The sequence below is a fragment of the Lawsonibacter asaccharolyticus genome (assembly GCF_022453915.1).
Taxonomy (GTDB): Bacteria; Bacillota; Clostridia; order Oscillospirales; family Oscillospiraceae; genus Lawsonibacter; species Lawsonibacter asaccharolyticus.
On the sequence record NZ_CP091870.1, the window covers coordinates 2,209,188 to 2,233,368 of the forward strand.

General features: G+C 61.1%; 25 protein-coding genes. 10 read left to right on the plus strand and 15 right to left on the minus strand.

Going from position 1 to position 24,181, the window contains the following annotated elements:
• Positions 1–351 precede the first annotated feature (351 nt).
• From L9O85_RS10550 to L9O85_RS10560, 3 genes are all read left to right on the plus strand, one after another.
• Positions 352–720 carry an Hpt domain-containing protein gene (locus L9O85_RS10550; RefSeq protein WP_108980798.1) on the plus strand — a complete coding sequence of 123 codons (369 nt, stop codon included), beginning with the start codon at positions 352–354 and terminating at the stop codon, positions 718–720.
• 14 nt (positions 721–734) lie between these two features.
• Positions 735–1,190: a response regulator gene (locus tag L9O85_RS10555; protein ID WP_108980797.1), complete on the plus strand. Its 456-nt coding sequence runs from the start codon at positions 735–737 to the stop codon at positions 1,188–1,190.
• Positions 1,191–1,334: 144 nt separating this feature from the next.
• Positions 1,335–4,433 (plus strand): PAS domain-containing hybrid sensor histidine kinase/response regulator, encoded by a 3,099-nt coding sequence (locus L9O85_RS10560; protein ID WP_301578575.1) that lies wholly within the window; start codon positions 1,335–1,337, stop codon positions 4,431–4,433.
• A gap of 1,011 nt (positions 4,434–5,444) precedes the next feature.
• Here the strand turns inward: L9O85_RS10560 and L9O85_RS10565 are convergent.
• Positions 5,445–5,684: a TnpV protein gene (locus L9O85_RS10565; RefSeq protein ID WP_276756745.1), complete on the minus strand. Its 240-nt coding sequence runs from the start codon at positions 5,682–5,684 to the stop codon at positions 5,445–5,447.
• A 263-nt stretch (positions 5,685–5,947) separates the two neighbouring features.
• Between L9O85_RS10565 and L9O85_RS10570 the strand changes: the two genes are divergently transcribed.
• The 6 genes from L9O85_RS10570 to L9O85_RS10595 all read left to right on the plus strand — a co-directional run bounded on the left by L9O85_RS10570 (position 5,948) and on the right by L9O85_RS10595 (position 9,974).
• On the plus strand, positions 5,948–6,826 hold the full coding sequence (locus L9O85_RS10570) for a dipicolinate synthase subunit DpsA (protein WP_077138730.1): 879 nt from the start codon (positions 5,948–5,950) through the stop codon (positions 6,824–6,826).
• A gap of 23 nt (positions 6,827–6,849) precedes the next feature.
• A complete protein-coding gene (locus L9O85_RS10575; RefSeq protein WP_276756746.1) occupies positions 6,850–7,437 on the plus strand; it encodes a dipicolinate synthase subunit B in 588 nt (195 codons plus the stop codon).
• 186 nt (positions 7,438–7,623) lie between these two features.
• The gene (locus tag L9O85_RS10580) at positions 7,624–7,974 is read left to right on the plus strand and encodes a hypothetical protein (protein WP_276756747.1); all 351 of its coding nucleotides are present in this window, start codon (positions 7,624–7,626) and stop codon (positions 7,972–7,974) included.
• 67 nt (positions 7,975–8,041) lie between these two features.
• Positions 8,042–8,791 carry an alpha/beta fold hydrolase gene (locus L9O85_RS10585; RefSeq protein WP_301578576.1) on the plus strand — a complete coding sequence of 250 codons (750 nt, stop codon included), beginning with the start codon at positions 8,042–8,044 and terminating at the stop codon, positions 8,789–8,791.
• 84 nt (positions 8,792–8,875) lie between these two features.
• Complete coding sequence (locus L9O85_RS10590; RefSeq protein WP_276756749.1) at positions 8,876–9,388, plus strand: SLOG family protein; 513 nt, start codon at positions 8,876–8,878, stop codon at positions 9,386–9,388.
• 1 nt (position 9,389) lies between these two features.
• Complete coding sequence (locus L9O85_RS10595; protein WP_108980790.1) at positions 9,390–9,974, plus strand: epoxyqueuosine reductase QueH; 585 nt, start codon at positions 9,390–9,392, stop codon at positions 9,972–9,974.
• 225 nt (positions 9,975–10,199) lie between these two features.
• On the opposite strand, the gene gltS is transcribed toward L9O85_RS10595, so the two are convergent.
• The 4 genes from gltS to L9O85_RS10615 all read right to left on the minus strand — a co-directional run bounded on the left by gltS (position 10,200) and on the right by L9O85_RS10615 (position 13,669).
• A complete protein-coding gene (gene gltS, locus L9O85_RS10600) occupies positions 10,200–11,399 on the minus strand; it encodes a sodium/glutamate symporter (protein ID WP_050623807.1) in 1,200 nt (399 codons plus the stop codon).
• Positions 11,400–11,676: 277 nt separating this feature from the next.
• On the minus strand, positions 11,677–12,096 hold the full coding sequence (locus L9O85_RS10605; protein ID WP_301578577.1) for a YjdF family protein: 420 nt from the start codon (positions 12,094–12,096) through the stop codon (positions 11,677–11,679).
• A 174-nt stretch (positions 12,097–12,270) separates the two neighbouring features.
• On the minus strand, positions 12,271–12,753 hold the full coding sequence (locus L9O85_RS10610; RefSeq protein WP_301578578.1) for a VOC family protein: 483 nt from the start codon (positions 12,751–12,753) through the stop codon (positions 12,271–12,273).
• A gap of 28 nt (positions 12,754–12,781) precedes the next feature.
• On the minus strand, positions 12,782–13,669 hold the full coding sequence (locus L9O85_RS10615; protein WP_301578579.1) for an SPL family radical SAM protein: 888 nt from the start codon (positions 13,667–13,669) through the stop codon (positions 12,782–12,784).
• A 130-nt stretch (positions 13,670–13,799) separates the two neighbouring features.
• Here L9O85_RS10615 and dinB point away from each other — a divergent pair, with 130 nt between their 5' ends.
• On the plus strand, positions 13,800–15,038 hold the full coding sequence (gene dinB / locus L9O85_RS10620) for a DNA polymerase IV (protein WP_108980785.1): 1,239 nt from the start codon (positions 13,800–13,802) through the stop codon (positions 15,036–15,038).
• Between the two features lie 215 nt (positions 15,039–15,253).
• Here dinB and L9O85_RS10625 read toward each other — a convergent pair whose 3' ends face one another.
• The 10 genes from L9O85_RS10625 to thiC form a co-directional block, all read right to left on the minus strand.
• Positions 15,254–15,439, minus strand: a complete 186-nt coding sequence (locus L9O85_RS10625) for an LPXTG cell wall anchor domain-containing protein (protein WP_108980784.1) — start codon at positions 15,437–15,439, stop codon at positions 15,254–15,256.
• Between the two features lie 166 nt (positions 15,440–15,605).
• Positions 15,606–16,142, minus strand: coding sequence for a hypothetical protein (locus tag L9O85_RS10630; RefSeq protein WP_108980783.1), 537 nt, complete (start codon positions 16,140–16,142; stop codon positions 15,606–15,608).
• Between the two features lie 104 nt (positions 16,143–16,246).
• Positions 16,247–16,615: a type II toxin-antitoxin system PemK/MazF family toxin gene (locus tag L9O85_RS10635; RefSeq protein ID WP_050623800.1), complete on the minus strand. Its 369-nt coding sequence runs from the start codon at positions 16,613–16,615 to the stop codon at positions 16,247–16,249.
• 200 nt (positions 16,616–16,815) lie between these two features.
• Entirely contained in the window at positions 16,816–17,958 is a 1,143-nt protein-coding gene (gene alr / locus L9O85_RS10640; RefSeq protein ID WP_301578580.1) for an alanine racemase, read from the minus strand.
• A gap of 10 nt (positions 17,959–17,968) precedes the next feature.
• On the minus strand, positions 17,969–18,562 hold the full coding sequence (locus L9O85_RS10645) for a hypothetical protein (RefSeq protein WP_276756754.1): 594 nt from the start codon (positions 18,560–18,562) through the stop codon (positions 17,969–17,971).
• 17 nt (positions 18,563–18,579) lie between these two features.
• The gene (locus L9O85_RS10650) at positions 18,580–20,235 is read right to left on the minus strand and encodes an NAD(P)H-hydrate dehydratase (protein ID WP_301578581.1); all 1,656 of its coding nucleotides are present in this window, start codon (positions 20,233–20,235) and stop codon (positions 18,580–18,582) included.
• Positions 20,236–20,238: 3 nt separating this feature from the next.
• Entirely contained in the window at positions 20,239–20,742 is a 504-nt protein-coding gene (locus L9O85_RS10655; protein ID WP_301578582.1) for a hypothetical protein, read from the minus strand.
• Positions 20,743–20,839: 97 nt separating this feature from the next.
• Positions 20,840–21,757 carry a SufB/SufD family protein gene (locus L9O85_RS10660; RefSeq protein ID WP_050623797.1) on the minus strand — a complete coding sequence of 306 codons (918 nt, stop codon included), beginning with the start codon at positions 21,755–21,757 and terminating at the stop codon, positions 20,840–20,842.
• Between the two features lie 15 nt (positions 21,758–21,772).
• Positions 21,773–22,501 carry an ABC transporter ATP-binding protein gene (locus L9O85_RS10665; protein WP_050623796.1) on the minus strand — a complete coding sequence of 243 codons (729 nt, stop codon included), beginning with the start codon at positions 22,499–22,501 and terminating at the stop codon, positions 21,773–21,775.
• Between the two features lie 363 nt (positions 22,502–22,864).
• On the minus strand, positions 22,865–24,172 hold the full coding sequence (thiC, locus tag L9O85_RS10670) for a phosphomethylpyrimidine synthase ThiC (RefSeq protein WP_050623795.1): 1,308 nt from the start codon (positions 24,170–24,172) through the stop codon (positions 22,865–22,867).
• Between the last annotated feature and the right edge of the window lie 9 nt (positions 24,173–24,181).

The window sequence follows — 24,181 nt, forward strand, 5'->3', positions numbered from 1 at the left end:
AAGCGCAAATGAGCTCGGTGATAGGTGATATATGTGTAACATAATTTTATCTGAAAATCAATACTCCTTTTGCCTTTGGCCGGTATATCTTGTTCAATTATCAATGCCATACTCTTAAGTTAGATCTGTGGAGTGCGCTTCCGTACAGGGCCGGATCATTTTTTATGCAGAACAATCTCGTCTCCTCCCTTGTAGACATACTGTAACTTTTTGTAGAATTTGAGATTTCCTATCTATACAGATCGTAAAAATACTGTTACAATTAGATAAAGACAAACTGTGAGCAGACATCGGGTTCAAATGCTCTGCGAAGAGAGCGCAGCTCGATTGTTAGAAAGCGAGTGACACTGTATGGAATTTCATGAACTGCTGGAGCGAATCGGGGTAGATGCACCGGCAACTGTGGCCAGATTGGGAGGAATGGAGTCGATTTTGAGGCGCTTTATCCTGAAATTTCCACAGGACCCGACCTTCAGCGCCCTGGCCCATGCCTATGACATTCGTGACATGAAGGCGTTGGAGCGCCATGTTCACACGTTGAAGGGCCTGACTGCTAATCTGGGTATCGAGCCGCTGCGCCAGCTGTCTGCCGAATATCTGGAGCAGATCAGAACCGCTGTGCCCCCTAGTGAGCTGACAACTTATCAACGCCAACTTACCCAGGAGTACCGCAGGGTCACCCAGAGCATCACCCAGTTCCTAGCGGAACAAACCGGTTGAAAGAAGGAACGCGGATGAAAAAAATCATGATCGTAGACGACGATGTGACCAGTGTGGCCATCGTCAAGGCTCTGCTGGAGCCAGAATTTGAGGTGGTCAGCGCCAATACTGGAGTAGAGGCCCTGGGCGAGCTTCAGCGTTCGCCAGATTTGAATCTGATCCTGCTGGATATGGTGATGCCGGGCGTCAGCGGCATGGACCTGCTCAAGGTGCTGAAAAAATCTGAAAACTGGTCCAATATATCCGTGATCTTCCTGACCAGCCTGGAGGGCGTGGATATTGAACTGGAGGGCTTTACCAACGGAGCGTCAGACTTTCTTCAGAAGCCTGTGAATGCAGAGCTGCTGCGGCTGAAGATCAAGCGCCAGCTGTTTATCCAGGATCTGAAAGCGGAGAACCAGCACTTACAAAAGACCTTGCAGACGCTGCACAGCCGGATCGACCAGGTATTCAACGAGGTCCTGCCGTGAGCCTCCCTTTGACGCTTTCCTGTGGGTTCAGCGGCCGGTAAGCAGGTCGACAAAAAGACGATGCGCGTGGCTCTGTGTCCAGAGGTATGCGCGTTGAAAAACTCCACATCCGACGTGAAAACTGAGAGGCAGGAAGGATCGTTTATGAATCAGAATCAAAACAGAGGGATCGATGCGCTCCACGGAGGCCTTGCTGTCTATGACGGGTCCACGGACAAATTTGTGTTTCAGTATTGCTCTGATACGCTTGTAAAGCTGATCTGCGGCGATCGGTCGGAATTTGAAGCGCTTACCCGTGGAAACGCCCTGCAGATCGTTTGCGAGTGCGACCGGGAGCAGGTGGAACAAGCCTTGCGCGTGGCGCGGGAAGAGCATACAGAGCTCAGCACGCATTTCTGGCTGAAAAGCAAGGGCGGGCGTCAGATCTGGTGTCATCTAGTGGGATGGATGGTGGGAGAGGAGTTCCAGGTGCTGTTCTCCGGACTATCTCCGGAGTTCCAGCTGTTTCAGCACATTGTCAGTGAATCGGCGGACGATATTTATGTGATCGATTCGGAAAACTACGACCTCCTGTATGCCAACAGCCTGAAATCCAGGGGCGGAGCACAGAGCGCCTTCCCAGCCGGGAAATGCTACGAGGTGCTGCACGGCAGAACAGAACCATGTGAGTTCTGCTCCCTGTATTCAGGCGCGTCTGCACAATCGGAAGGTGTGGAAGTCCACGAACTGAACGGAAGGACCTATACGACGAGGACCCGGGTAACAGACTGGAATGGGACCCCGGCGTACATCAAATATGTACGCGATACGACTGAGGAACTGAAAGAACGCAGGGCAAAGGAGCGGCTGGAGCAGTATTTTCAGACTGCGGTGAAATATCTTCCCGGCGGCATGGCCGTGATCCGACATGATGTAGACGGAAGCATCAAACCGGAGTATCTCTCAGAAGGCTTTTCAGAAATGCTGGGTATGCGCCATGAGGACGCCTGGGCCATGTATCAGGAGAGCGCCCTTGCCGGCGTGCATCCGGACGATCAGGCGTTCGTTCGTGAGAATCTGGATCGCTGTATCAGCGAAAAACGCGAGAAATATGAGCTTGAGTATCGCCTGCAAAAGGGAAACGGGGAGTACATCTGGGTCAAGACCAAGGTGTCTGTCATTCAGTGCGACGGCGACTGTGTAAGGGTCTATGCCGATTATCACGATGTGACCGCAGAAAAAAAGGTCAAGGAGCAGCTGCGCCAGCAGTATCAGGAGCAGATACACCAGCACTATCAGTTGGCTGGACCGGATGCTTTGATTCTTGGACACTGTAACATTACAAAAAATCAGATCCTTGAGATCGTGGACCACACAGACTCCGACCTTCTTTCTCTGTTTGGTTCGGAGCGGGAAAATTTTTTCACAGGGCTGGGGACCCTGATCGTCGATCAGGAGGAGCGAAAGACCTTTTACTCCAAATATTTGAACGAACCGTCTCAAAGAGCCTATGCCGCCGGCGACAGAGAAATCGTCATGCCCTGCTTTATCGACCTCCCGAAGCAGCGTGCCGGAAGATATGTCCAATTTAAGGTGCGTTTAGTAGAGATGCCGGACACAGGAGATATTACTGGTATCCTGACTGTGACGGACATCACGAAGGAGACGATACGAGATAAGATATTTTTAACGCTGTCCTCTACGAAATATGACTTGGTGGCGGATGTGGATCTTCTTACCGACCAATATGAGATCGTGAGCGGTGGAGATGACAATATCCCTGAGATGACAGGCTGTAATTCTGAGCGCATCCGGAAAGTCGTGGGAGAGACGCTTGTGGAAGACTGGGGCGAAGAGGGATATGTAGAAAAGATGCTGGATCCTGCCACGATGCTGGAACGGTTAAAAGAGCAGGGAAGCTACTCCTTCATCTTTTCTGTGTACAATGCCGCCGGTGAGATCCGAACGAAAAAAATGCACATTTCGGCCATCGATCTGCGGCTTGGACGGGTCTGCTTCATCCGGGCGGATGTAACGGACGTCTTGAACGCGGAGCGAAAGGCAAAGGAAGAGCTTGAAAGAGCACTGCGCGAAGCGGAAAACGCGAGTAAGGTGAAAAGTGATTTTCTCTCCTCAATGAGCCACGACATCCGTACGCCCATGAATGCGATCGTTGGTATGACGACCCTGGCCCTTGCGAACCTGGATAACACCGACAAACTGAAGGATTATCTGTACAAGATCTCTGTGTCATCCCAGCATTTACTCAGCCTGATCAATGACATTCTGGATATGAGCCAGATCGAACAGTCTAAAATACATCTGAACCTTCAAACGATCCATATTGAGGAGCTGATTGGAAATATATCCTCTATTATGACCTCTCAGGCGGAAAACATAGGCCTGTGCTTCAAAATTGAGACGAGTGTGTTCCAGCATATCAAATTTACCGGCGATGCGCTGAGAATCAAGCAGATCTTGATCAATCTTCTGAGCAATGCCTTCAAGTTCACATTGGAGGGCGGTATGGTCATCTTCCGTGTTGAGGAGATCAATGCAGAGAGGCACGGATGCGTACGCTACCGCTTCACAGTTCAGGATACCGGAATCGGCATCAGTGATGAATTCCTCAACCGACTGTTCGAACCATTTAACCGGAGCAAAAAGGTCTCCAAGGTGGAAGGGACCGGCCTGGGATTGAGCATCACCAAGGGACTGGTCGATTTGATGGGCGGCACGATCCAAGTGGAAAGCAAGCTGGGGCAAGGGACAAAGTTTGAGGTGGAACTGGAATTTGATCTTCCCTCTGATCAGGAACAATACTGCCGGGATGTGCCCATTGAGGTGGAGCCTGGTGACTTGTCCGGCTATCATTTCCTGCTGGTAGAGGACAATGAGATCAATTCTGAGATACTGGGAGAGCTGCTTCAGATGTGGGGAGCCACATTTACACTTAGGTGTGACGGCCTTCAGGCGGTCAACGAGTTCGATCAGTCTGAGCCGGGAACATACGATGCAATTTTCATGGACATACAGATGCCGGTGATGAATGGCTATGAGGCAGCGAGAGAAATTCGGAAGCTCGCTCATCCAGACGCAGCATCCATCCCCATCTTTGCGATGACGGCAAATGCGTTTGCTCAGGATGTGCGTGACGCTTTGGAGGCCGGAATGAATGCTCACATCTCGAAGCCTGTTGAGATGAATCTGCTGTATAGTACAGTGTCGAAATATTTGAAGAAAAATGATCCAGCCCGTCGTTAAGAGCGAAACAATGCGTTTGTCTCACTGCCATGGAGCAGCAAATCGCAAACTTCAGCACTGTATCACTGTCAGAATAAGCACAGCAAAAGGTGAGGGATGTTCGGCTCCCTTTACTCACTCTGCAGAAAAGAGCCAGATGGTTTTCTTTCATGCCCTTCTCCTCCGGAGCCTTTCGCCAGCAGGTCGATTGACAGCTTCAAAAGAAAAGGCTCTGTCGCAGAATAGTTTTCAAAAATGAAGGCAAATAAAAAGTTACCGAGAACCCCGGAGCTGCGGTTCTCGGTAACTTTTTATTTATTCCATTTTTCTGTCTCAGACTGAAATCTGTATTTTGTGACTGGCTCTCTCAAAGCCGTCAGCACTGACGGATTTGATGAGAGAAGACTGTATCAATTCCATCAGATCATAGTTTTGCTCAGTCCCTCCGCACCGCCCGCAACGTCTTCTGGTAATTGGGGCAACCATTGCGGCGGTCAAAGCGCCCTCCAGCCTCTTCTGCCTGACTCCAGAACCACTGGGTCAGGGCGGCACACTCATATAATCCGTCTACAGAACAGTCTGTGAAGTCGGGGAACTGCGGGTTTAGGTACTGTGCGCTTTGGGCCTGACAGAAGCCACCGCAAGGGCTGGGCAACCACATCCCAAGATACCCCGCTGGGGTGTTTCTATAAATCACTACTGGAACCAGTTTTATACGGCGCAGGAATGCACCTGGCATGGCAAAACACACACGCAGCGCTCTCAGTATGAGCGGTATGTGGATAGCTGGCATCAGTTTTTGAATACAGTCTCTTCCAAGAACTGTTATCTCAGCCCTTCCAGTAAAGACGCACCGGCTTATGGGCTGCATACCACACTCAACAAACAGGGATAATCAGGCATGGCCCCATGCGGTCTGGCGTCAGAGCATATAGGATTTCTGCATCTGCTGTCAGCCACCGGAAATCGGGTCGGGTGAGCCAACACCTCAGGAATACGATAAAAGGGGCATTGCTCCGCTGTCACTTCACTTTATGCGTATATGATCTCCTTGTCTACGACTTCCATTGCACCGGCTCGGATATTGTTCATCTTACCGCTCCATGTCATTTGATCGGCGGCTTTCATCGTTTCGGTGATTTCCTGCGCCTCGCCATCTGTTGGATGATAATGTCCGCCCCTCCTGAAGAACGCTGAGCGCCAGACGGGCGGCTTGGGTAAAACGGACACAGCGCGCAGGTGCTGGTCTCCAATGCTTTTAAGTACAAACACACACCTCGTCTCCGTGGGAGAGCGGTCCCTCCCCCGTGGATGTCGGAAGATTTTGGATCTGTCCATACCGATAGATAGTATATTATAGCAAAATACCCCCGCATTGCAAAGAAAATCCCCGGAAAAGCCCACGGAAAATACCGCGCCCCGCTCCGCATTTTTTACTTTCCCAGCAAGAGGGCCCTGACAGCCACTCTCCGGCCCCGGAACCCCCTTTTCTCCCCCGTCATAGACTGGACCAGCAAAGAATGGAGGCTGACGCCATGAAACGTGAACTGAATTTCTGGGTGCTGGGCGGGGACCTGCGCCAAGCCTGTCTGGCCCGCCTGCTGGCGGAGGACGGCCACCGCGTCCATACTTACGCCCTGAGCGGCAGCGTGGTCACGCCCACGGAAAACCTGACCCTGGCCGACTCGCTGGACGGGATCGGCCGGGCAGACTGCGTGGTCCTCCCTCTCCCGGTGGCCGGGGCCGAGGGGATGGTCAACACCCCCCTTACCCGCTCCGCCCTTCCCCTGGCCTCTCTGCTGGATGCCCTCTCACCCCCCCAGATCCTGTGCGGCGGCCGGGTAGACCCGGTCTCCGCCGCTATGGCTGACGCCCGGGGGCTGATCCTTCGGGACTACTTCGCCCGGGAGGAGCTGGCGGTGGCCAACGCAGTCCCCACGGCGGAGGGGGCGGTCCAGCTGGCTATGGAGCAGATGCCTGTCACCATCCACGGGGCTCGGGTGCTCATCACCGGCTTCGGCCGGGTTGGGCAGGCCGCGGCCCGGCGCTTCGCCGCCCTGGGAGCCCGGGTCAGCGTGGCCGCCCGGCGATATGAGCAGCTGGCTCTGGCGGAGAGCGAGGGCTACGGCGCAGAGCAGATCGGCGGTCTGGACGGCTGGCTGTGCGGCTACGATCTGGTGGTCAACACCGTCCCCGCCCCGGTACTGGGGGAGACGGAACTGAAAGATCTGCGGCCCGACTGCCTCATCATCGACCTGGCCTCCAAGCCCGGCGGGGTGGACCGCAAGGCCGCCGACCGCCTGGGACGTCAGGTGATCTGGGCCCTGTCCCTCCCCGGCAAGGTGGCCCCTGTCACCGCTGGCGGCGCCATTCGGAGCACCATCTACAACATGCTCCACGAGCTGGACGTGTGATATCTGGAAAGGAAGGCTGCAATATGGAACATAAAACTGTGGGATTCGCGGTGTGCGGCTCCTTCTGCACCCACCACAGGGCCATGGAGGCCCTGGAGGCGGTGAAGGCCCGGTATGACCATGTCATCCCCATCGTCTCTGAGGTGGTGGCAGACACCGACACCCGGTTTGGCACCGCCCACGACCTGATGCGGGAGATGGAGCGCATCTGCGACCACCGGGTGATCGCCACCCAGAAGGAGGCGGAGCCCATCGGCCCCAAGGGCCTGCTGGACCTGCTGATCATCGCCCCCTGCACCGGCAGCACCCTGGGCAAGCTGGCCTGCGGCATCGCCGACACCACCGTCACCCTGGCCGCCAAGGCCCACCTGCGCAACTGCCGCCCCATCCTGCTGGCTCCCTCTACCAACGACGGGCTGGCCGCCTCGGCCCGGAACCTGGGGCAGCTGATGGCCCGGAAGTACATCTATCTGGTCCCCTTCCGGCAGGACGACCCGGAGGAGAAGCCCGCCTCCCTGGTGGCCGACTTCTCCCTGGTGGCTGATGCCGCCCAGGCCGCCCTGGAGGGCCGCCAGCTCCAGCCGGTGCTGCTGGGCCCCGCTGCCCCCTGAGCGCTCCGCTCCCCCATCCCTCCGCCGGCGGGCCTGAGCCCGCCGGCGCTTCTCTTCTCGCGGGCCCCGCCCCGCCATTTCGGCAAGAAAAAGCATGGAACACGGGACGTCCCTGTGCTATACTGTTGGCAAAGCCCGGATGAGCTGTCTGCCATCCGGCACCGGGCGGACAAGGAGGTCTCTCACATGGATCGCGGCATGAAAAAATGGATCTACTGGGGTGTCTATGTCTTCCTCACTCTGGCTGGTTTTCTCGCGTGCATCTTCCGTCTCCTGCCTGTGGTCACCCCCTCTGTCTTTCTGCTGGGCCTGTATAATCTCTGGCAGGGCGTTGCCTGGGCTCTCCATCTGTACCCCTATGTCCCCCAGCACCACTCTCGGAGGCGGCAGCTCCTATTTTCCGCCGCCTGCATCTGCCTGGGCATCGTTTGGGTCCCCCTCTCCCTCACCTCCTGGTCCACCCAATGGGGCCCCTTGATCGCCTCTATCCTTCCCTCTTTGATCCTCGCCTTCGCCTCGTCCCGCTGCCGCGGCTGACCGCACCGCCGCGCCTTTCCGCCGTCTTCCCCCTCTGCTCCGATCCGAATTAAGGAGGTGCTTTCCTTTGCCCTATTTTTTCTATCAGGGGAAGCGCTGCTTCTACACCTGCTCCGGTGTAGGTCCTCCCCTCCTGTTCCTCCACGGGAACACCGCCTCTTCCCAGATGTTTCAGTTTCTGCTCCCCTTCTATACCCCCTGCTTTCACTGTATCCTGCTTGATTTTTTGGGCAGCGGGCGCTCTCAGCGGATGCCGGAGCTTCCACCCCAGCTCTGGATCGACCAGGGCAGGCAGGCCGCCGCTCTGATCAGGCACCTGGGCCTTGGTCCCGTCTTTCTGGTGGGGACCAGCGGCGGTGCCTGGGCCGCCCTGAACGCGGGGCTGGAGCACCCTGATCTGGTGCGGGGGATCGTGGCCGACAGCTTTGATGGCCGCACCCTTCACCGCGGCTTTGACCGGGAGCTGCTGGAGGAGCGGGCCGCAGCCAAAGCATCCCACCAGGCGCGTCAGTTTTACCAGTGGTGCCAGGGAGCGGACTGGGAGGAAGTGGTGGACCGGGACACCCGATCTCTGGTCCGGTGCGCCCGGGAGGGCCTCCCCCTTTTCTCCAGGCCCCTGGACGAGCTGCAGGCCCCCCTACTGCTGATGGGCAGCCGGGAGGACGTCATGTGCCGGAAAGATCTGGTGGCGGAATACCAGCATATTCTGGAGATCCTGCCCCAGGCCAGGATGTGCCTATTCGACCATGGGGCGCATCCGGCGCTGGCCTCCAACGGCCTGGCAGCAGCTGATGCGGTGCGGGACTTTTTCAGCTGAGTGCCTCGAACAAATTTTCTATTTCAGTTGACAATCCCCCCTCCGCAGATTACAATAGAAAAAAACTGCTGGGAGGGATGCCCCGTGGACCGCGCCACCACCTGCTGCTTCACCGGGCACCGCCCGGACAAGCTGCCCTGGGGCAGCCGGGAGTCGGACCCCCGCTGTCTGACGCTGAAGCGCCGTCTGACCCAGGCGGTGGAGGGAGCCTACGCCCAGGGAATGCGCCACTTCATCTGCGGCATGGCCCGGGGGACGGACCTGTACTTTGCGGAGGCGGTGCTGGCCCTGCGCCTGTGCCGCTCCGGCGTCACCCTGGAGGCCGCCCGCCCCTGCGAGAGCCAGGCCGACGCCTGGCCCGAGGCAGAACGGCACCGGTATCAGGCCATTCTGGACCAGTGCGACTTCGAGACTCTGGTCCAGCACCGCTATGACCGCTTCTGTATGCAGCGGCGGAACCGCTATATGGTGGACCGCTCTGCCCTGGTGCTGTCGGTCTATGACGGCGTGCCCAAGGGCGGAACCGCCCAGACCCTGGCCTACGCCATGCGTCAGGGCGTCCCCGTCCAAATCCTCGACCCAGAACAAGGAGACTGACATGAAGACGCTGATGCATATCTGCTGCGCCCCCTGCGCCAACCGCCCCATCGCCGCCCTGCGGGAGGAGGGCATCGAGCTGGCCGGCTTCTGGTACAATCCCAATATCCACCCCTATACCGAGTACCGCAGCCGAAAAACCTGCCTGGAGGACTACGCCAGGGAGATCTCCCTCCCTCTGGTGGTAGTCAATGACTACGGTCTGCGCCAGTTCGTCCAGCATGTAGCCGACAACATCGACGGCCGCTGCGCCTACTGCTATCGGGTGCGGATGGAGGAGACCGCCCGCTATGCCGCCGAGCACGGCTTTGACAGCTTCACCACCTCCCTGCTCATCAGCCCCTACCAGAACCACGAGGCCATCTGCGCCGTGGCCCGGGCCATGGGCGGGGAGTACGGCGTGGAATTCCTGTACCGGGATTTCCGCCCCCTCTTCCGGGAGGGGCAGCAGTTTGCCCGGGACCACGGCTTCTATATGCAGAAATACTGCGGCTGTGTGTTCAGCGAGGAGGACCGATATCTGGCCAAGAAGCGAAAAAAAGAGGCGGAGCGCCTGGCCGCCGCCCGGCAGAACGGGCCGGACTGACCCCCGCCCAGATCATAGCCGTCGGCCTCCCACAGAAAAAGCCTCGCAGAGTTCGCTCCCGCAGGCGTGAATTCAGTTCTGATCCGTTTTCCCCGGCGACATGCGTGTCGGGAAAAACACTGCTCAGGCTGCCAGTGTGAGGTTTGTCCGCGGCAGACTGCATCTTTCTCGAAAAAGCGGCAAAGCTCCCACCGCCCGCAGGCGGTGGGAGCTTTTGGTCTGCCCTCATTTGGGCAGGAAATTCAGGAACACGGAGAGGACGGCGGTATTGGTGAAGTCCACAAACATGCCTCCCACAATGGGCACCACGAAGAACGCCTTGGGCGCGGGGCCATACTGGCCGGTGACGCTGAGCATGTTGGCCATGGCGTTGGGGGTCGCGCCCATGCCGAAGCCGCAGAAAGCGGTGGTCATGCAGGCCGCCTCATAGTCCCGTCCCATGACCCGGAATACTATGAAGGAGGCGAACAGGAACATGATGAGGGTCTGCACCAGCAGGGTGACGATCATGGGAACCGCCAAGGCCGCCAGCTCCCACAGCTTCAGGGTCATCAGGGCGATGGCCAGGAAGATATTCAGGCAGACATTTCCGCTGATGTCGATGGCGTGCATGGGCAGCTCGATCTTCCGCCAGTCGCTGACATTGCGAATGATCAACGCCACGATCATGGCGCCCATATAGGTGGGCAGGGTGATCTTGCCGTCAAAGTAGGCATTGATATAGGTGCCGATGCCGGCGGCAATGATCAGCAGGATGAATGCCTTCAGGATGCTGTCCGCGCCCTGGTCCTTGGCCGGGCTGGGCTCCTGCACCGTCTCCACGGTCTCCACGGCCTCCGCCTTCACGGAGGAGTGCAGACCATACTTTTTGATCTTCGCCCGGGCGATGGGGCCGCCCATCAGGCTGCCGGACACCAGGCCGTAGGTAGCGCAGGCGATGGCCACCACCTCGGCTCCCGCCACACCGGCCGCCTCGAACTGGGGCCCGAAGGAGCCGGAAGTGCCGTGGCCGCCCACCAGGGGAATGGAGCCCATGCACAGGCCCAGCCGGGGGTCATCCAAGCCGAACAGCTGGGCGAAGCCTACGCCCACAAAGTTCTGCATCGTGATCATGACGGTGGCCAGCAGCAGGAACACCAGCACCGGTCCCGCGCCCCTGCGCAGCACCTTGAAGCTGGCCCCGTACCCTACACTGGTGAAGAACCAGATCATAAACACATTTTTCAGCGTCTCGTCAAAGGTCAGGGTGAGCAGTCCCGTCTGATGGACCACCAGGTGGAAAATGGCGAAGATCAGCCCTCCCACCACGGGGGCCGGGATGCAGCAGCGCCGCAGGAATCCCACGTGGTTCACGATGAAGCGGCCCAGCACGAACAGCAGCATGGCCAGCCCTGTCGTCTGGAGGACATTCAGTTCAATGGTCATCTCTCTGTCTCCTTTTCTCTCCTAGAATGGCCGGAGCGCGTCTTCTTTCTGCTCCGGATAGGCACAGGATACCAGCCCCGCTTCAAATCCCTACAAAAACTCTCAAGGGAGAAAAAATCTTCTCCATATCTGACAAAGATTTTCCCGTCACTCCTGTCTATTTTGCACATGTATTATTGACACGAATGGGTCTATTGAAACTTCCCATATGTCATTTCACCTATTTTCATGCCGGAGGGCCGCGGGAGATCTCCCGCGGCCCTCCGGTCCCGGGGCGTCACCGCCCCCTCTTTTTTTCGCGCTTTTTCTGCTGGCGCAGACGGAACCGCTCCTCCTCCGACTGGAGGCGGCGCTGCCGCCGCTCCCGGCGGAGCCGTTCTCCCGCCTGCTCCCGCTCTCTGGCCAGGGCCTGCTGGGCTCTGGTGCCAGCTCCGGAGCTCTCCAGGGTCTTTCTGGCCTCCCGCCGGACACGCTTTGGGTTTTCCGGCCGGACTCTGGCCCGCTTCCCCGGAGCGGCAGGACTGAACCGCAGCTTGTGCCACTCCACCCCCAGCCACTGGTAGATCTGGGCGTCGGAGGGCTCTGGTCCAAAGACTACCCGGGCGGCCTCATAGCCGTCCGCCGTCCACCGCTCCGCGATCCCCACCCAGAAGGGGGGCTGAAAGCACACCGTAAAGCTGCTCACGTTCCGGTCCATATTCGATTCCTCCCAAACACTTGTGTCGGGAAACGGACGACCCGGGAGGGAGGGCTACTGACGGGAGCGCGGCCCGCTCATGGACTACCAACCATGATGTGTTTTTATTCCCGCACCGCCATTGTAAGGCCCAGGCAGCGGTTCGTCAATGGCTTTTCATTCCGGCCGGAACGCTCAGGAGTGGCCGTCGGTGTCTCTCTCCAGCAGCTTCTCCAGGTCCCCCATGGAGACATCCATCCTGTCGGACACTTCTTCCATGGTCATCCCGCTGCGGAGGAAACGCCGGACCACCATGCCCATGTCCTCCCCCACCTCCACCAGGTGCCCGTCCAAATCATAAAAGCGGACCACCCGCTGTCCCCAGCCGTGTTCCACCACGTCCCCCAGGCGCTCTGCCCCGGGGTATCGTCTCAGCTGCTCCAGAAAATGGTCCAGGTCCTCCGTCTCAAAGCAAAGCTCCATGTTGTTGCTCTTTTTCCCGATCCGCTCCTTCTGCAGCCCCACCAGCCAGTCAAACTCCTGCTGGAGGGAGAGCCCGCAGGTAAAGGATACGTTGATCCCATAGTCCTGGCAGACCTCCAATCCGAACAGATCCTCATAAAATCCTCTGGCGGCCTTGACATCCGCCACAGAGAGCACCACTGCCGTATATTTCATCTGTCCCGCTCCTTTTCTGTATTTTCCGTCAAAAAAAGCTCAGCTGCCGGTCCCCATAGTCCCGGGTGGCTGCGGAGACGATCTGCTCCATACGGTACCGCATGCCCAACTGACCGCACCTGCGAGAGAACACCTCCCACAGCCGTCTGGCCCTGGGGCTGGCGCACCAATACCGGTCCCCGTACCGCCGGAGGTAGCGAGCCCGCAGCCCCTGCCCGGGGAAGGCGTCCTCCAGCCCCTGTAGGAAATACTCCCGCTGGCCCTCCCGCATGGTCACGCCGAGGGCTGGGTAGACAAAAGATGCCCCTGCCTCCGCCGCCCGCTCCACCACCTCCAGCACATTCTCTTCCGTGTCCTCCAGGAAGGGCAGTACTGGCATCAGGAGCACCCCGGCAAACAGTCCCCGGTCCGCCAGCTCCCGGAGAGCGGCCAGCCGCCGGGAGGGGGAGGGCGCCCCGGGCTCCAGCCGGGCCGCCAGGGCGTCATCCGTGGTGGTGATGGTGAGCTTGCAGATCACCGGCGAGTGCCGGGCGATGGAGTCCAAAATGTCCCCGTCCCGGACGATCAAGTCGCTCTTGGTCGCAATGGCCGCCCCGCACTGGTAGGCGTCGATCAGCTCCAGGGCGTGTCGGGTCAGCTGGAGGGACGCCTCAAAGGGGTTGTAGGGGTCGCTCATGGCCCCGGTAGCGATGAAGGCGGGCCGGACCTTCCGTGCCAAGTCGTCCCGCAGGATGCGCAGGGCGTCTGCCTTGGCCTTTACCGTATCAAAGTCCGGGTTTTGATAGCAGGCACTGCGGCTGTCGCAGTACAGGCACCCGTGACAGCACCCCCGATAGATATTCATGGTGTGATCCGTCCCGAACCACCGGGTGTCCCGGCTGCGGTGGAGCAGATGTTTAGCCGGAAGATACTCCATCTCCCCACCTCCTTTCCTATTTTCACCATAGCATATCCAGATCGCTCCGTCAAGAGGAATCGAACAAAGGTTTGACTTCCATGGCCCAAAGGGATATAATAAGGACATCCTAATAAGGGGGGAGCGCCCGGTGGACCGTGTCATCTTTCACTGTGATCTGAACAGCTTTTACGCCTCGGTGGAGCTGTTGGACCACCCGGAACTGCGCCACCTCCCAGTGGCGGTGTGCGGCGACCCGGCCAGCCGCCACGGCATCATCCTTGCAAAAAACGAGCCTGCCAAGGCCTTCGGTATCAAGACCGCGGAGACCATCTGGCAGGCCCGGAAAAAGTGTCCCAGGCTGGTTCTCCTTCCCGCCCACCACGACAAGTACCGGGAGTTCTCCCGCCAGGTAAACCAGCTCTATCAGGAGTACACCGATCTGGTGGAACCCTTCGGCATCGACGAGAGCTGGCTGGACGTCACTGGCTCTCTCCACCTCTTCGGCGGGGACCCCCTGGCCCTGGCCCACCAGCTCCGCCGTCGGGTGCGGGGGGAGCTGGGCCTGACCATCTCGGTGGGAGTCTCCTTCAACAAGGTGTTTGCCAAGCTGGGCAGCGACTACAAAAAACCGGACGCCGTCACCCTGATCTCGCCGGATAACTTTCGTGCCCTGGTCTGGCCTCTGCCGGTGACCGACCTGCTCTATGTGGGCCGGGCTGCGGCAGACACCCTGAAGCGGTTCGGGGTGCGGACCATCGGCGATCTGGCCCGGTTTGACCGGGAAGCCCTGTTCTCCCTGCTGGGGCGCCACGGCAGGCAGCTCCATGCCTACGCCAACGGGCTGGACCGCAGTCCCGTCTCTTCCGCCTGTCAGGAGAACGCACCCAAGTCCATTGGCAACGGCCTTACCTTCCCCCGCAGCCTGTCCGGCCGGGAAGAGATCTGCTCCGGCATCGCCATGCTGTCCGACCGGGTGGCCGTCCGCCTGCGCCGGGCAGGGATGAAGGCTGCCGGCGTCTCTCTGGCCATCCGGGACCCGGATTTCCGGGATATCAGCCGCCAGCGCCGGCTGGAGCCCCCCACCTGCCTGGCCCGGGAGCTGTCCCAGGCCGCCGTCTCCCTGGCGGAGGGCTGCTGGAACATGGACAGTCCCGTCCGTGCCCTGACGGTGACCGCCCTCTATCTGATCTCCGAGGACCAGGCTGGCGTCCAGTTGGACCTGCTGGGCCAGGCAGACGCCCCCAGGCGGGACCGCCTGGAACGCCTGGACCGGACGCTGGACCAGATTCGGGCCAAGTACGGCCGGAACGCCATCTCCCCAGCCTCCTCCGCCGGCGTGTGCCAGGGCGGTGTGCAGGAGGAAGACGAGGAAGGCGCAACCTCCTGACCGGCCCGGAACCGCTGTCCGGCATCCGCGAAAGAGGCCGCCGCTATGCGGTTTCCCAAGGAGTCATTGGATCAGCTCCAGCAGCTCACTCACATTCAGGCAGAGGTCCGGCCTTTCGCTGCCATACAGGGGTGCTCCGCAAGGAATTCCAAGTTTTGTTTCATGGAAGGCCCCTTTTATAAAAAGGGGCCTTGTCTTTCATACTCATAATACGATCACTTTTTCCTCCGGCGGTACAGGACCAGGCAGGCGGCTATGATCCCCGCTGTCAGTCCGGCCCATACGAAGTTCAGACCGTTTTGGTCCAGCCAACCATACAGGACAGAGCCCGGGTAGATCCCACTGAAGAGCGTCATCAGCACAGCGATCAATATAGCAATCAGAAGCATTTTAACAGCCATAGACACGTTCTCTCCTCTCTACCGGTGTCCCCCTCCGCGGGGAAAATGCGCCTCCACTCTCTGACTCTCCCATCTCCGGGGCTTTCCGTTCTCTCTGCTTCGATCATATCAGAAAGGGCCCGGCATGTCAAAGAGACATGCCGGGCCCTCTGTCTGTGCTCCAGTCTCAGGAGACGGTGTACTCTCCCCGCACCAGCAGCTTGACGGTGGCGGCGGTGGCCTGGACTGTCCGGTCCGCGATGGTGGCCATGTAAAGGTGGTTGGCGGTCAGCGCGCCGCCGTTGTTCAGCGTCCCCCCGGTGCTTACGTCGATCAGCCCCGGGTCCGTGTTGGCCGCCAGGGTGGCGGTGCCCACCCGCAGCATCACCTCGCATCCCACCCCCAGGGCCAGTGTCTGCCCGGAGGTGAGAGTGACCACGGAGTAGGAGGCACTGGTCCCCCCGGAGGCCCCGCCGCCCTCCACTGCCATCTTATAGTCCGCGATGGCGGTATTGAGCTGAGCCAGCAGCTCACTCTGCCGCTTGGCCGCCTGCTCGTCCACCTGCTTGAGGATATTGGGGGTGACTGTCTGGGTAAGATAGCTGAGGGTGACCAGGGGGTCGGACTCATCTCCCCCCGCCGCCAGGACCGCTCCGCCGCAGAGGCAGGCACCGGCCAGGCAGAAGGAGGCGATCCGCATGCTCCATTTCTTGTTCTGCTTCATCCTATGTACTCCTTTTCTGCTCCCCCGCAGCCCGGCCGGGGCCGGGCCATGGGGGAACGCCTTCGTGTTCCGCGCCGCCCCAGAGTTCCGGGACGGGCGCACTTTTATACCATCGTGTCTGGATGAAGGCCAAAGCTCACCGCGATGGCCGTGTCTACCTGCTTCATCATCGTTTCGTCCACCCGGCCCATGTGCTCCCGCAGGCGGCGCTTATCCAGGGTGCGGATCTGCTCCAGCAGGACCACTGAGTCCTTGGGCAGGCCGCAGCTCATGGCGGCCAGGGAGATGTGGGTGGGCAGGCGCGCCTTGCCGGTCTGGGAGGTGATGGCGGCGGCAATGACAGTAGGGCTGTGCCGGTTTCCGGTGTCGTTCTGCACGATCAGCACCGGGCGCACGCCCCCCTGTTCGCTGCCCACCACCGGGCTCAGGTCGGCATAGAAAATATCGCCTCGTTTGACTACACTGTTGTCCACGTGATTTCACACTCCGCCGGAAGATAATACGGCGTTACAGCGGACCGGCAGCGGTCTTTATGTAACGCTGTATTATGATTTTCCCACGGGGCGGCAAGGTTTATACATGCAGGGAAAAAACTCCGCAGCCCCTGCCCGGCGGCGGGCGGCGGCCCGCTGCTCCATACCATCTTATGCGGGGCAGCTGGGATCGGTCCCTGTCACTCCCCCCAGCCCGTATAGATCCGGGGGACCCTGGGGTTCACGTTGCACAGCAGCTCATAGGGGATGGTGCCCGCCAGCGCGGCGGCCTGCTCCAGCAGACCCTCCCGGCCATAGAGCTCCGCCACGTCCCCGGGAACCGCGTCCGGGACATCTGTCACGTCCACCATGCACATGTCCATGCAGATACGGCCCACCACGGGGCAGCGCCGGCCCCGCAGCAGCACCTCCATCCGGTTGGAGAGCAGGCGGGGATATCCGTCCCCATAGCCCACCGGCAGCACGGCCAGGCGGCTGTCCCGCTCCAGCCGGGCAGTGCAGCCGTAGCTGACACAGGTGCCCGCAGGAACGGCCCGCACGGCGGCCACCCGAGTCTTCAGCGCCATCACCGGCAGCAGGCCGGAGCTGTCCAGTCCCTCCAGTCCCGGCGCGGGATAATAGCCGTACAGGGCGATGCCGGGACGGACCATATCCATATGAGTACAAGGATAGTTTAACACGGCCGCGCTGGCAGCACAATGGCAAATTTTGAACCGGACCCCCAGCGCTTCCAGAGCCTGCCTGGCATCCAGGAAACGGGTGAACTGCCCCATGGTATACTCCTCGTTCCCGTCGGCGTCCGCAAAATGGGTAAACAGCCCCTCCGCCTCCAGGCCGGGCAGGGCGCACAGCGCCGCAATGGCGGTGGCGGTCTCCCGCTCACCCCCCTCCCGCCAGAGAAAGCCCAGCCGGGTCATGCCGGTGTCCACCTTCACGTGGATCTTCAGCGTCCGTCCCGCAGCCTGTGCCGCGCGGGCCAGGGCCCGGCCGGTCTCCAGGTCGGAGACAGTCTGGGTCACATCATGCTCCAGCAGCAGCTCGGCCAGCTGGGGCGGCGTCTGCCCCAGGCACAGGATGGGGATGGTCACGCCGCCGCGGCGCAGCTCCGCCGCCTCATCCACACAGGCCACCGCCAGCATATCGGCCCCCAGCGCCTCCAGCTTCCGCCCCACCTGGAGGGCCCCGTGGCCGTAGGCGTTAGCCTTGCACAGCCCCAAAAAGCGGCAGTCCGGAGCCAGCATGGCCCGCAGAGTCTGGTAGTTATGGGCCAGACGGTCCAGGGATATCTCCGCCCAGGTCCTCATTTGCGCGGTCTCTGTCATGGTAAAACCTCTATTCCTTGGTAAATTGAGAAAATTCGCATTGGAGCACACACACCCCATCCTGGGAGATCTCTCCCCGGACCAGGGCGTGGGTGGCGGCGTCGAACCACAGGGTGGTCTCCGTCCCGCTGCCCTGTTTCTCCTCCGGGTCCCGGCTCACCACCCGCAGGGCCTGGACTTCCCCCAGCTCCTCCAGGACACAGGTGTCCAGATAGCCGGACCGAGCGGTCTCCAGCAGGGCGGGGATGGCCCCCATGGGGGTCAGTCCGCCGGGAGCCAGCTCTCCGGTCTCCAGGATGGCTCCATCGTACTCCAGCCAGCCCTCATCCTCTTCGATCCGGGCCGTCAGGCCGGCCACCGTCTCCGGCGCGGTCAGGGTGAAGAGGGCTTCCTCCCCGTTCACCGCAGCCGACAGCTCATACCGGTAGACCCGCTGGCCATAATCCGCTGTCACCACGGCCTGGGCCGCGCAGGACGTCATAGCCAGATACTCCCCCCGGATGGTGAGGGCGAGCTCCTCCGCCTCGCTGCCTCCCCCGCCTCCGCCGCAGGCGGAGAGGGAGAGGGTCATCATCAGTACGCAAATCAGCAGGGATCTCCGCACCGCTCCGACCTCCAAATTCAGGATCCGGACCGGACGTGGGCCTCCAGGGTCTCAGGCAGCCGCTCCACCAGGTCCCCGGGCGTCATACCGTACTCCCCCAGGCTGCCGGCGCAGCGGTCCCCGGCCTCCCCGTGGAGATATACGCCGTCCCGGGCCGCCAGCTCCGGCTCCCACCCCTGTCCCAGCAGGGCGAGGATGAGTCCGGCCAGCACGTCGCCGCTGCCCCCCTTGGACATGCCCGGATTGCCCGTGGTGTTGATCCAGGCCCGGCCGTCCGGGGCAGCGGTGACGGTGCGGTGCCCCTTCAGCACCAGCACACACCGGTGGTCCCGGGCAAAGTCCCGGGCCGCCGTCAGGGGGTCCTCCAGCGGCAGGGGCCGCCCGGTCAGCCGGGCGAACTCTCCGGCGTGGGGGGTCAGGATGGTGGGAGCCCTTCGTCCGTCCAGACTATCTATATGCCCGTCCAGCGCGTTTATGCCGTCGGCGTCCAGCACCACCGGCACCTTCAGGTCCTCCAGCAGGGAACGGACCAGCCGCTCCGTCCGGGGCGCCCGGCCCAGTCCCGGGCCGATGAGCACCCCTTCGCAGGACGACGCCCGCCTCAGGATATCCTCATACCGCGCCGGCAGGGGGAAGGGCATGGCCTCCAGACACTTCACCGCCGCGATGGGCCAGATCTCCTCCGGCACGCCCAGGGACACCAGGCCCGCCCCGCCGCGCACCGCGCCGGAGGCGGCCAGCACCGGGGCCCCGGTATAGCCCACGCTCCCTGCCAGGATCAGCACCCGCCCGTAGTCCCCCTTGTGGGAGTCCCGCTTTCTCCGGGGCAGGACCACATCCTCATATCCCATCACCCCCACCGGGAAGCGCATCTGTGCTCCGGGGCCGAAGATGAGCCTGTGGGGGATGCCGATGTCCGCTACTGTGACCAGTCCGGCACAAGAGGCCCCCTCCCCCAGATAGAGGCCGGGCTTTGCGCAGGTGAACGTGACGGTCCGGTCCGCGCGGACGGCCTCACCCAATACGGCGCCAGTGTCGGCGTGGACCCCGGAGGGGATGTCACAGGACACCACCCGCTTCAGCGGGGACCTTCCCTGCATCAATCGCACAGCCAGAAGGGCGTCCCCCTCCACAGGGCGGGAGAGCCCCACCCCGAACAGGGCGTCCACCAGGCAGCCGCACAGAGACAACCACAGCATCTGCCGGCGGTCCTCCGGCCGGAACTCCTCCAGCACGCCTCCAGCTTCTTCCAGCTTTTTCTCCATGGCCCGCTCGTCCGGCGTCATCTTCCTCCGGTCCCCCACCAGGAAGGCCCGGACCCGAAAGCCCATGCCCCGGAGGATGCGGGCGGCGGCCACGCCGTCCCCGCCGTTGTTGCCGGGGCCGCACAGCACCCCCACCCAGGGAGCGTGATTCTGATTTTTCTCCTCCGCAAGGGCCTGAAGGGCCTCCAGCTCCCGCCGGTCCTCCTCCGTCTCCGCCCCTGCTCCCAGGACCTTCACAGAGTCGGCTCCGCCGATGAAGTCCGGGCCGCCGCCCTCCAGCAGCCCCCGCACCTCCTCCGCCACCGCCTGGGCGGCCCGCTCCATCAGCCCCAGCGAGGAGACCCCATATTCTTCTATGGCCTGCCGGTCCAGTTCCTTCATCTGGGCGGCGCCAGCGATCTGATACACAGCCTATTCTCCCCTTTCCAGTGCCTCCGGGGCCAGTTCTGAGAGCGGAATCAGCCGGATCTGTCCCGCCGCCTCCGCCTTGGAGGGGTACACCCTGAGCCCTGGGGCTGGCTCCCACATCTCCCGGACCTCCTCCCCCGCCAGCAGGCGGCTGGAAAACCGGCCCATGTCCTCTGACACTCGGAAGGCAGTCCCCTCCGGGGTGACGCAGTACACACCCTCCCCCAGGGCCTCCGAGCGGCCGTACCAGCTGCCATCCCGGTCCCGGGCCGACAGCTCCAGGCCGGGGACCGCGAAGAACGGGAGTTCCGGGAGCTCCTCATCCTCAAAGAAAAAGAATACCCCAGCCCGCTCTGCCATCTCCTGATACTGGGGCACCTCCGCCCGAATCTCGGCCTGCTCCGTGCGGATCACTGCCCCGGCGGGAAGGATCCGCACCTTACTGCTGATGAGTCCCAGCGCACCGGACTGGTCCAGTTCCACCAGGTCAACATAAATGGTCCTCACGGCCCGCCCCCCTTTACAAAGGATTTTTCCGGTATTGTACCACATTCCGGCGGAAAAAGAAAGAGAGGACGTCTCCGTCCTCTCTCCCGTGGTCCGTTTATTTCAGAAAACCGTTGACGATCTGCTCCTCCGCCTCTTTCTCCGTCAGGCCCAGGGTCATCAGCTTGATGAGCTGCTCCCCGGCGATCTTGCCGATGGCGGCCTCGTGGACCAGGCTGGCATCCACGCAGTTGGCGGTGACCTCCGGGATGGCGGCCACCACGCCCTGGTCCATGATGATGGCGTCGCACTCCGAGTGGCCGTAGCACCGGGCATTTCCGTTGATGCGGGCCAGGAACACCTGCCTGGACTGGTCCTTAGCCACAGAACGGGAGATCACGTTGGTGTGGCAGTCCTCTCCGTCCAGGTCCACAGTGAAGTCGGACTTGGCCAGCTGCCTGCCGTGGGTCATCACCTTCTCCCTGATGATGAGGGTGGCGCGGGGCCCCAGCTTGGCGTTGGTGGTGCGCACAGTGGAGTCCACCCCCTTGATCTGGGTGGTCTCCATCTCCATGTAGCTGTCCTCGTCCATCTCCACTACGGTAGTGGGGTTCATGATGTTCTCCCCCCGGCCGTCCCCCTCGCCGTAGTGGCGCTCCACATAGCGCACCTTGGAGCGCTTGCCCACATGGAAGGTGTGGATGCCGGAGTGCTCCGAGTTCTGCACCCCGCAGTTGTGGATGCCGCAGCCGGCCACGATGGTCACGTCGCAGTCGTCTCCGATCAGGAAATCGTTATATACCGTCTCCGTCAGACCGCTCTCGCTCAGCACCACCGGGATGTGGACCGACTGGTTTTTGGTCCCCGGCTTGATGATGATGTCGATGCCGTCCTTGTCCTCCTTGGAGACGATGTCGATGCTGGCGGTAGTGTTTCGGGCCGCCGCCTTGCCGTTTGCCCGGATGTTATAGGCCCCCTCGGGCACCTCGTGGAGCCCGGCCACCTGCTCCAGCAGGCTTTTCTGGATCGCGTCCATCTCTCTGCTCCCTCCTTACCGCACTTTTTCCGACAGGGCGCTGCACACGCCCGGGACCTCTCCCAGCAGCTGGGGCAGCACCTCATCCCGGGTCCCCTGGGTCTGGATGCGCCCGTCGGCCAGCACGATGATCCGGTCCGCAATGTCCAGGATACGCTCCTGGTGAGATATGATGATAATAGAGCCGTTGATCTTCTCGTGCAGATGCTCAAACACCTGGATCAGATTGCTGAAGCTCCACAGGTCGATGCCCGCCTCCGGCTCGTCAAAGACAGACAGCTTGGTGCCCCGGGCCATGATCATGGCGATCTCGATACGCTTGAGCTCTCCGCCGGACAGAGATGCGTCCACCTCCCGGTCGATGTAGTCCTTGGCACACAGCCCCACCTCGGACAGATAGCCGCACGCCTCCGGCACCCCGATCTGCTTGCCCGAGGCCAGGGTGATCAGGTCCTTCACCGTCAGGCCCTTGAAGCGGACAGGCTGCTGGAAGGCAAAGCTGATCCCCTTCTGGGCCCGCTGGGTGATGTCCAGCCCGGTGATATCCTCCCCGTCCAGCAGGATGCGCCCCTGAGTGGGGGTCAGGATGCCCGCAATGACCTTGGCCAGAGTGGACTTTCCTCCGCCGTTGGGCCCTGTGATAGCCACGAACCGCTCGTCGATGGTCAGGCTGATGTCCCGCAGGATGTTCTTGCTGTCGCCGTCCTGCTCCACGCCATAGCTGATGTTTTGTAACTCTAACATGAGGTTCCTCCCGCGTACAGGCCCGGACCTGCTCCGACCGGGCTCCGCTTTCTTTCTATCAGTTTGCCCCGGGACTCCGCTCCTCAAACGGCGCTCAGCCCCTTCTCGCCAGGATCTGCCCCTATTCTAGCACGTTCTGCTCCAAATGTCTAACTGTATTTTTTCTGAAAACAGAAATTTTCCTATTATTTTAATGGGTAAAACAATGAAGCGGCCCGTCTCCGGCATTTCCCCCCGTATTTGTCAAGACCGCCCTCGTGAGAGGGCGGTCTTCCGCGCTGTTCAGCTGTTGGTCCGGGAATGAGCGCCCACCCTGGGGGGCGCCTCTCCCTCCTGCTCCCTTTTCTGATGGGAGACAATCCATCAGAGGATGTCGATATACTCCCCGCTGAGGGCCTTGTTCATGGAGCGCACAGCACAGAACTTGCCGCACATGGAGCAGGTGTCGTCATGCTCGGGGGAGCGGTCGTCCCGGATGGCCTTGGCAGTCTCCGGGTCCAGGGCACAGGCCCACTGGGCCTCCCAGTCCAGGGCCCGGCGGGCGTCGCCCATCTTGTCGTCGATGTCCCGGGCGCCCCGGATGCCCTTTGCGATATCGGCGGCGTGGGCAGCGATCCTGCTGGCAATGATGCCCTGCTTCACATCGTCCAGGTTGGGAAGCGCCAGGTGCTCGGCTGGGGTGACATAGCACAGGAAAGCAGCGCCGCTCATGGCGGCGATGGCCCCGCCGATGGCAGCGGTGATGTGGTCATAGCCAGGGGCGATGTCGGTGACCAGGGGGCCCAGCACATAGAAGGGGGCTCCCATGCAGATGGTCTGCTGCACCTTCATGTTGGCGGCGATCTGGTCCATGGGCACATGGCCGGGCCCCTCCACCATCACCTGCACGTCCTTCTCCCAGGCCCGTTTGGTCAGCTCGCCCAGGCGGACCAGTTCCTCGATCTGACATACATCGGTGGCGTCAGCCAGGCAGCCGGGGCGGCAGGCGTCGCCCAGGGAGATGGTCACATCGTACTCCCGGCAGATATCCAGGATCTCGTCGTAGAACTCATAGAAGGGATTCTCCTCCCCGGTCATGCACATCCATGCGAACACAAGGGAACCGCCCCGTGAGACGATGTTCATCTTCCGCTTGTGCTTGCGGATCTGATCTATGGTCTTGCGGGTGATGCCGCAGTGGAGGGTGACGAAGTCCACGCCGTCCTGGGCATGGAGGCGGACCACATCGATGAAGTCCTTGGCACTGAGGGTGGCCAGGTCCCGCTGGTAGTGGATGACGCTGTCATAGACAGGGACGGTGCCGATCATCACCGGGCACTCGGCAGTGAGCTTCTGGCGGAAGGGCTGGGTGTTGCCATGGCTGGACAGGTCCATGATGGCCTCGGCCCCCATATTCACCGCAGAGAGCACCTTCTGCATCTCCACGTCGTAGTCCTTGCAGTCCCGGGAGACTCCCAGGTTGACATTGATCTTGGTGCGGAGCATGGAGCCGATGCCCTCCGGGTCCAGGCATTTGTGCAGGCGGTTAGCAGGGATGGCCACCTTGCCGGCCGCGACGAGGGGCATCAGCTCCTCCACGGACATGTGCTCCTTTCGGGCGACAGTCTCCAGCTCCGGGGTCACGATCCCCCGGCGGGCGGCGTCCATCTGTGTGGTATAATTGCGTTCCATAAAGATCTT

Excerpts from the sequence above, each read along its gene's own strand:
- L9O85_RS10570 (WP_077138730.1), top strand. The coding sequence starts at position 5,948 with ATGAAACGTGAACTGAATTTCTGGGTGCTGGGCGGGGACCTGCGCCAA.
- L9O85_RS10610 (WP_301578578.1), bottom strand. The coding sequence starts at position 12,753 with ATGAAATATACGGCAGTGGTGCTCTCTGTGGCGGATGTCAAGGCCGCC.
- L9O85_RS10580 (WP_276756747.1), top strand. The coding sequence starts at position 7,624 with ATGGATCGCGGCATGAAAAAATGGATCTACTGGGGTGTCTATGTCTTC.
- gltS (WP_050623807.1), bottom strand. The coding sequence starts at position 11,399 with ATGACCATTGAACTGAATGTCCTCCAGACGACAGGGCTGGCCATGCTG.
- thiC (WP_050623795.1), bottom strand. The coding sequence starts at position 24,172 with ATGGAACGCAATTATACCACACAGATGGACGCCGCCCGCCGGGGGATC.
- L9O85_RS10550 (WP_108980798.1), top strand. The coding sequence starts at position 352 with ATGGAATTTCATGAACTGCTGGAGCGAATCGGGGTAGATGCACCGGCA.
- L9O85_RS10595 (WP_108980790.1), top strand. The coding sequence starts at position 9,390 with ATGAAGACGCTGATGCATATCTGCTGCGCCCCCTGCGCCAACCGCCCC.
- L9O85_RS10625 (WP_108980784.1), bottom strand. The coding sequence starts at position 15,439 with ATGGCTGTTAAAATGCTTCTGATTGCTATATTGATCGCTGTGCTGATG.
- L9O85_RS10605 (WP_301578577.1), bottom strand. The coding sequence starts at position 12,096 with ATGGACCGGAACGTGAGCAGCTTTACGGTGTGCTTTCAGCCCCCCTTC.
- L9O85_RS10555 (WP_108980797.1), top strand. The coding sequence starts at position 735 with ATGAAAAAAATCATGATCGTAGACGACGATGTGACCAGTGTGGCCATC.
- L9O85_RS10615 (WP_301578579.1), bottom strand. The coding sequence starts at position 13,669 with ATGGAGTATCTTCCGGCTAAACATCTGCTCCACCGCAGCCGGGACACC.
- alr (WP_301578580.1), bottom strand. The coding sequence starts at position 17,958 with ATGACAGAGACCGCGCAAATGAGGACCTGGGCGGAGATATCCCTGGAC.
- L9O85_RS10575 (WP_276756746.1), top strand. The coding sequence starts at position 6,850 with ATGGAACATAAAACTGTGGGATTCGCGGTGTGCGGCTCCTTCTGCACC.
- L9O85_RS10665 (WP_050623796.1), bottom strand. The coding sequence starts at position 22,501 with ATGTTAGAGTTACAAAACATCAGCTATGGCGTGGAGCAGGACGGCGAC.
- L9O85_RS10560 (WP_301578575.1), top strand. The coding sequence starts at position 1,335 with ATGAATCAGAATCAAAACAGAGGGATCGATGCGCTCCACGGAGGCCTT.
- L9O85_RS10630 (WP_108980783.1), bottom strand. The coding sequence starts at position 16,142 with ATGAAGCAGAACAAGAAATGGAGCATGCGGATCGCCTCCTTCTGCCTG.
- L9O85_RS10660 (WP_050623797.1), bottom strand. The coding sequence starts at position 21,757 with ATGGACGCGATCCAGAAAAGCCTGCTGGAGCAGGTGGCCGGGCTCCAC.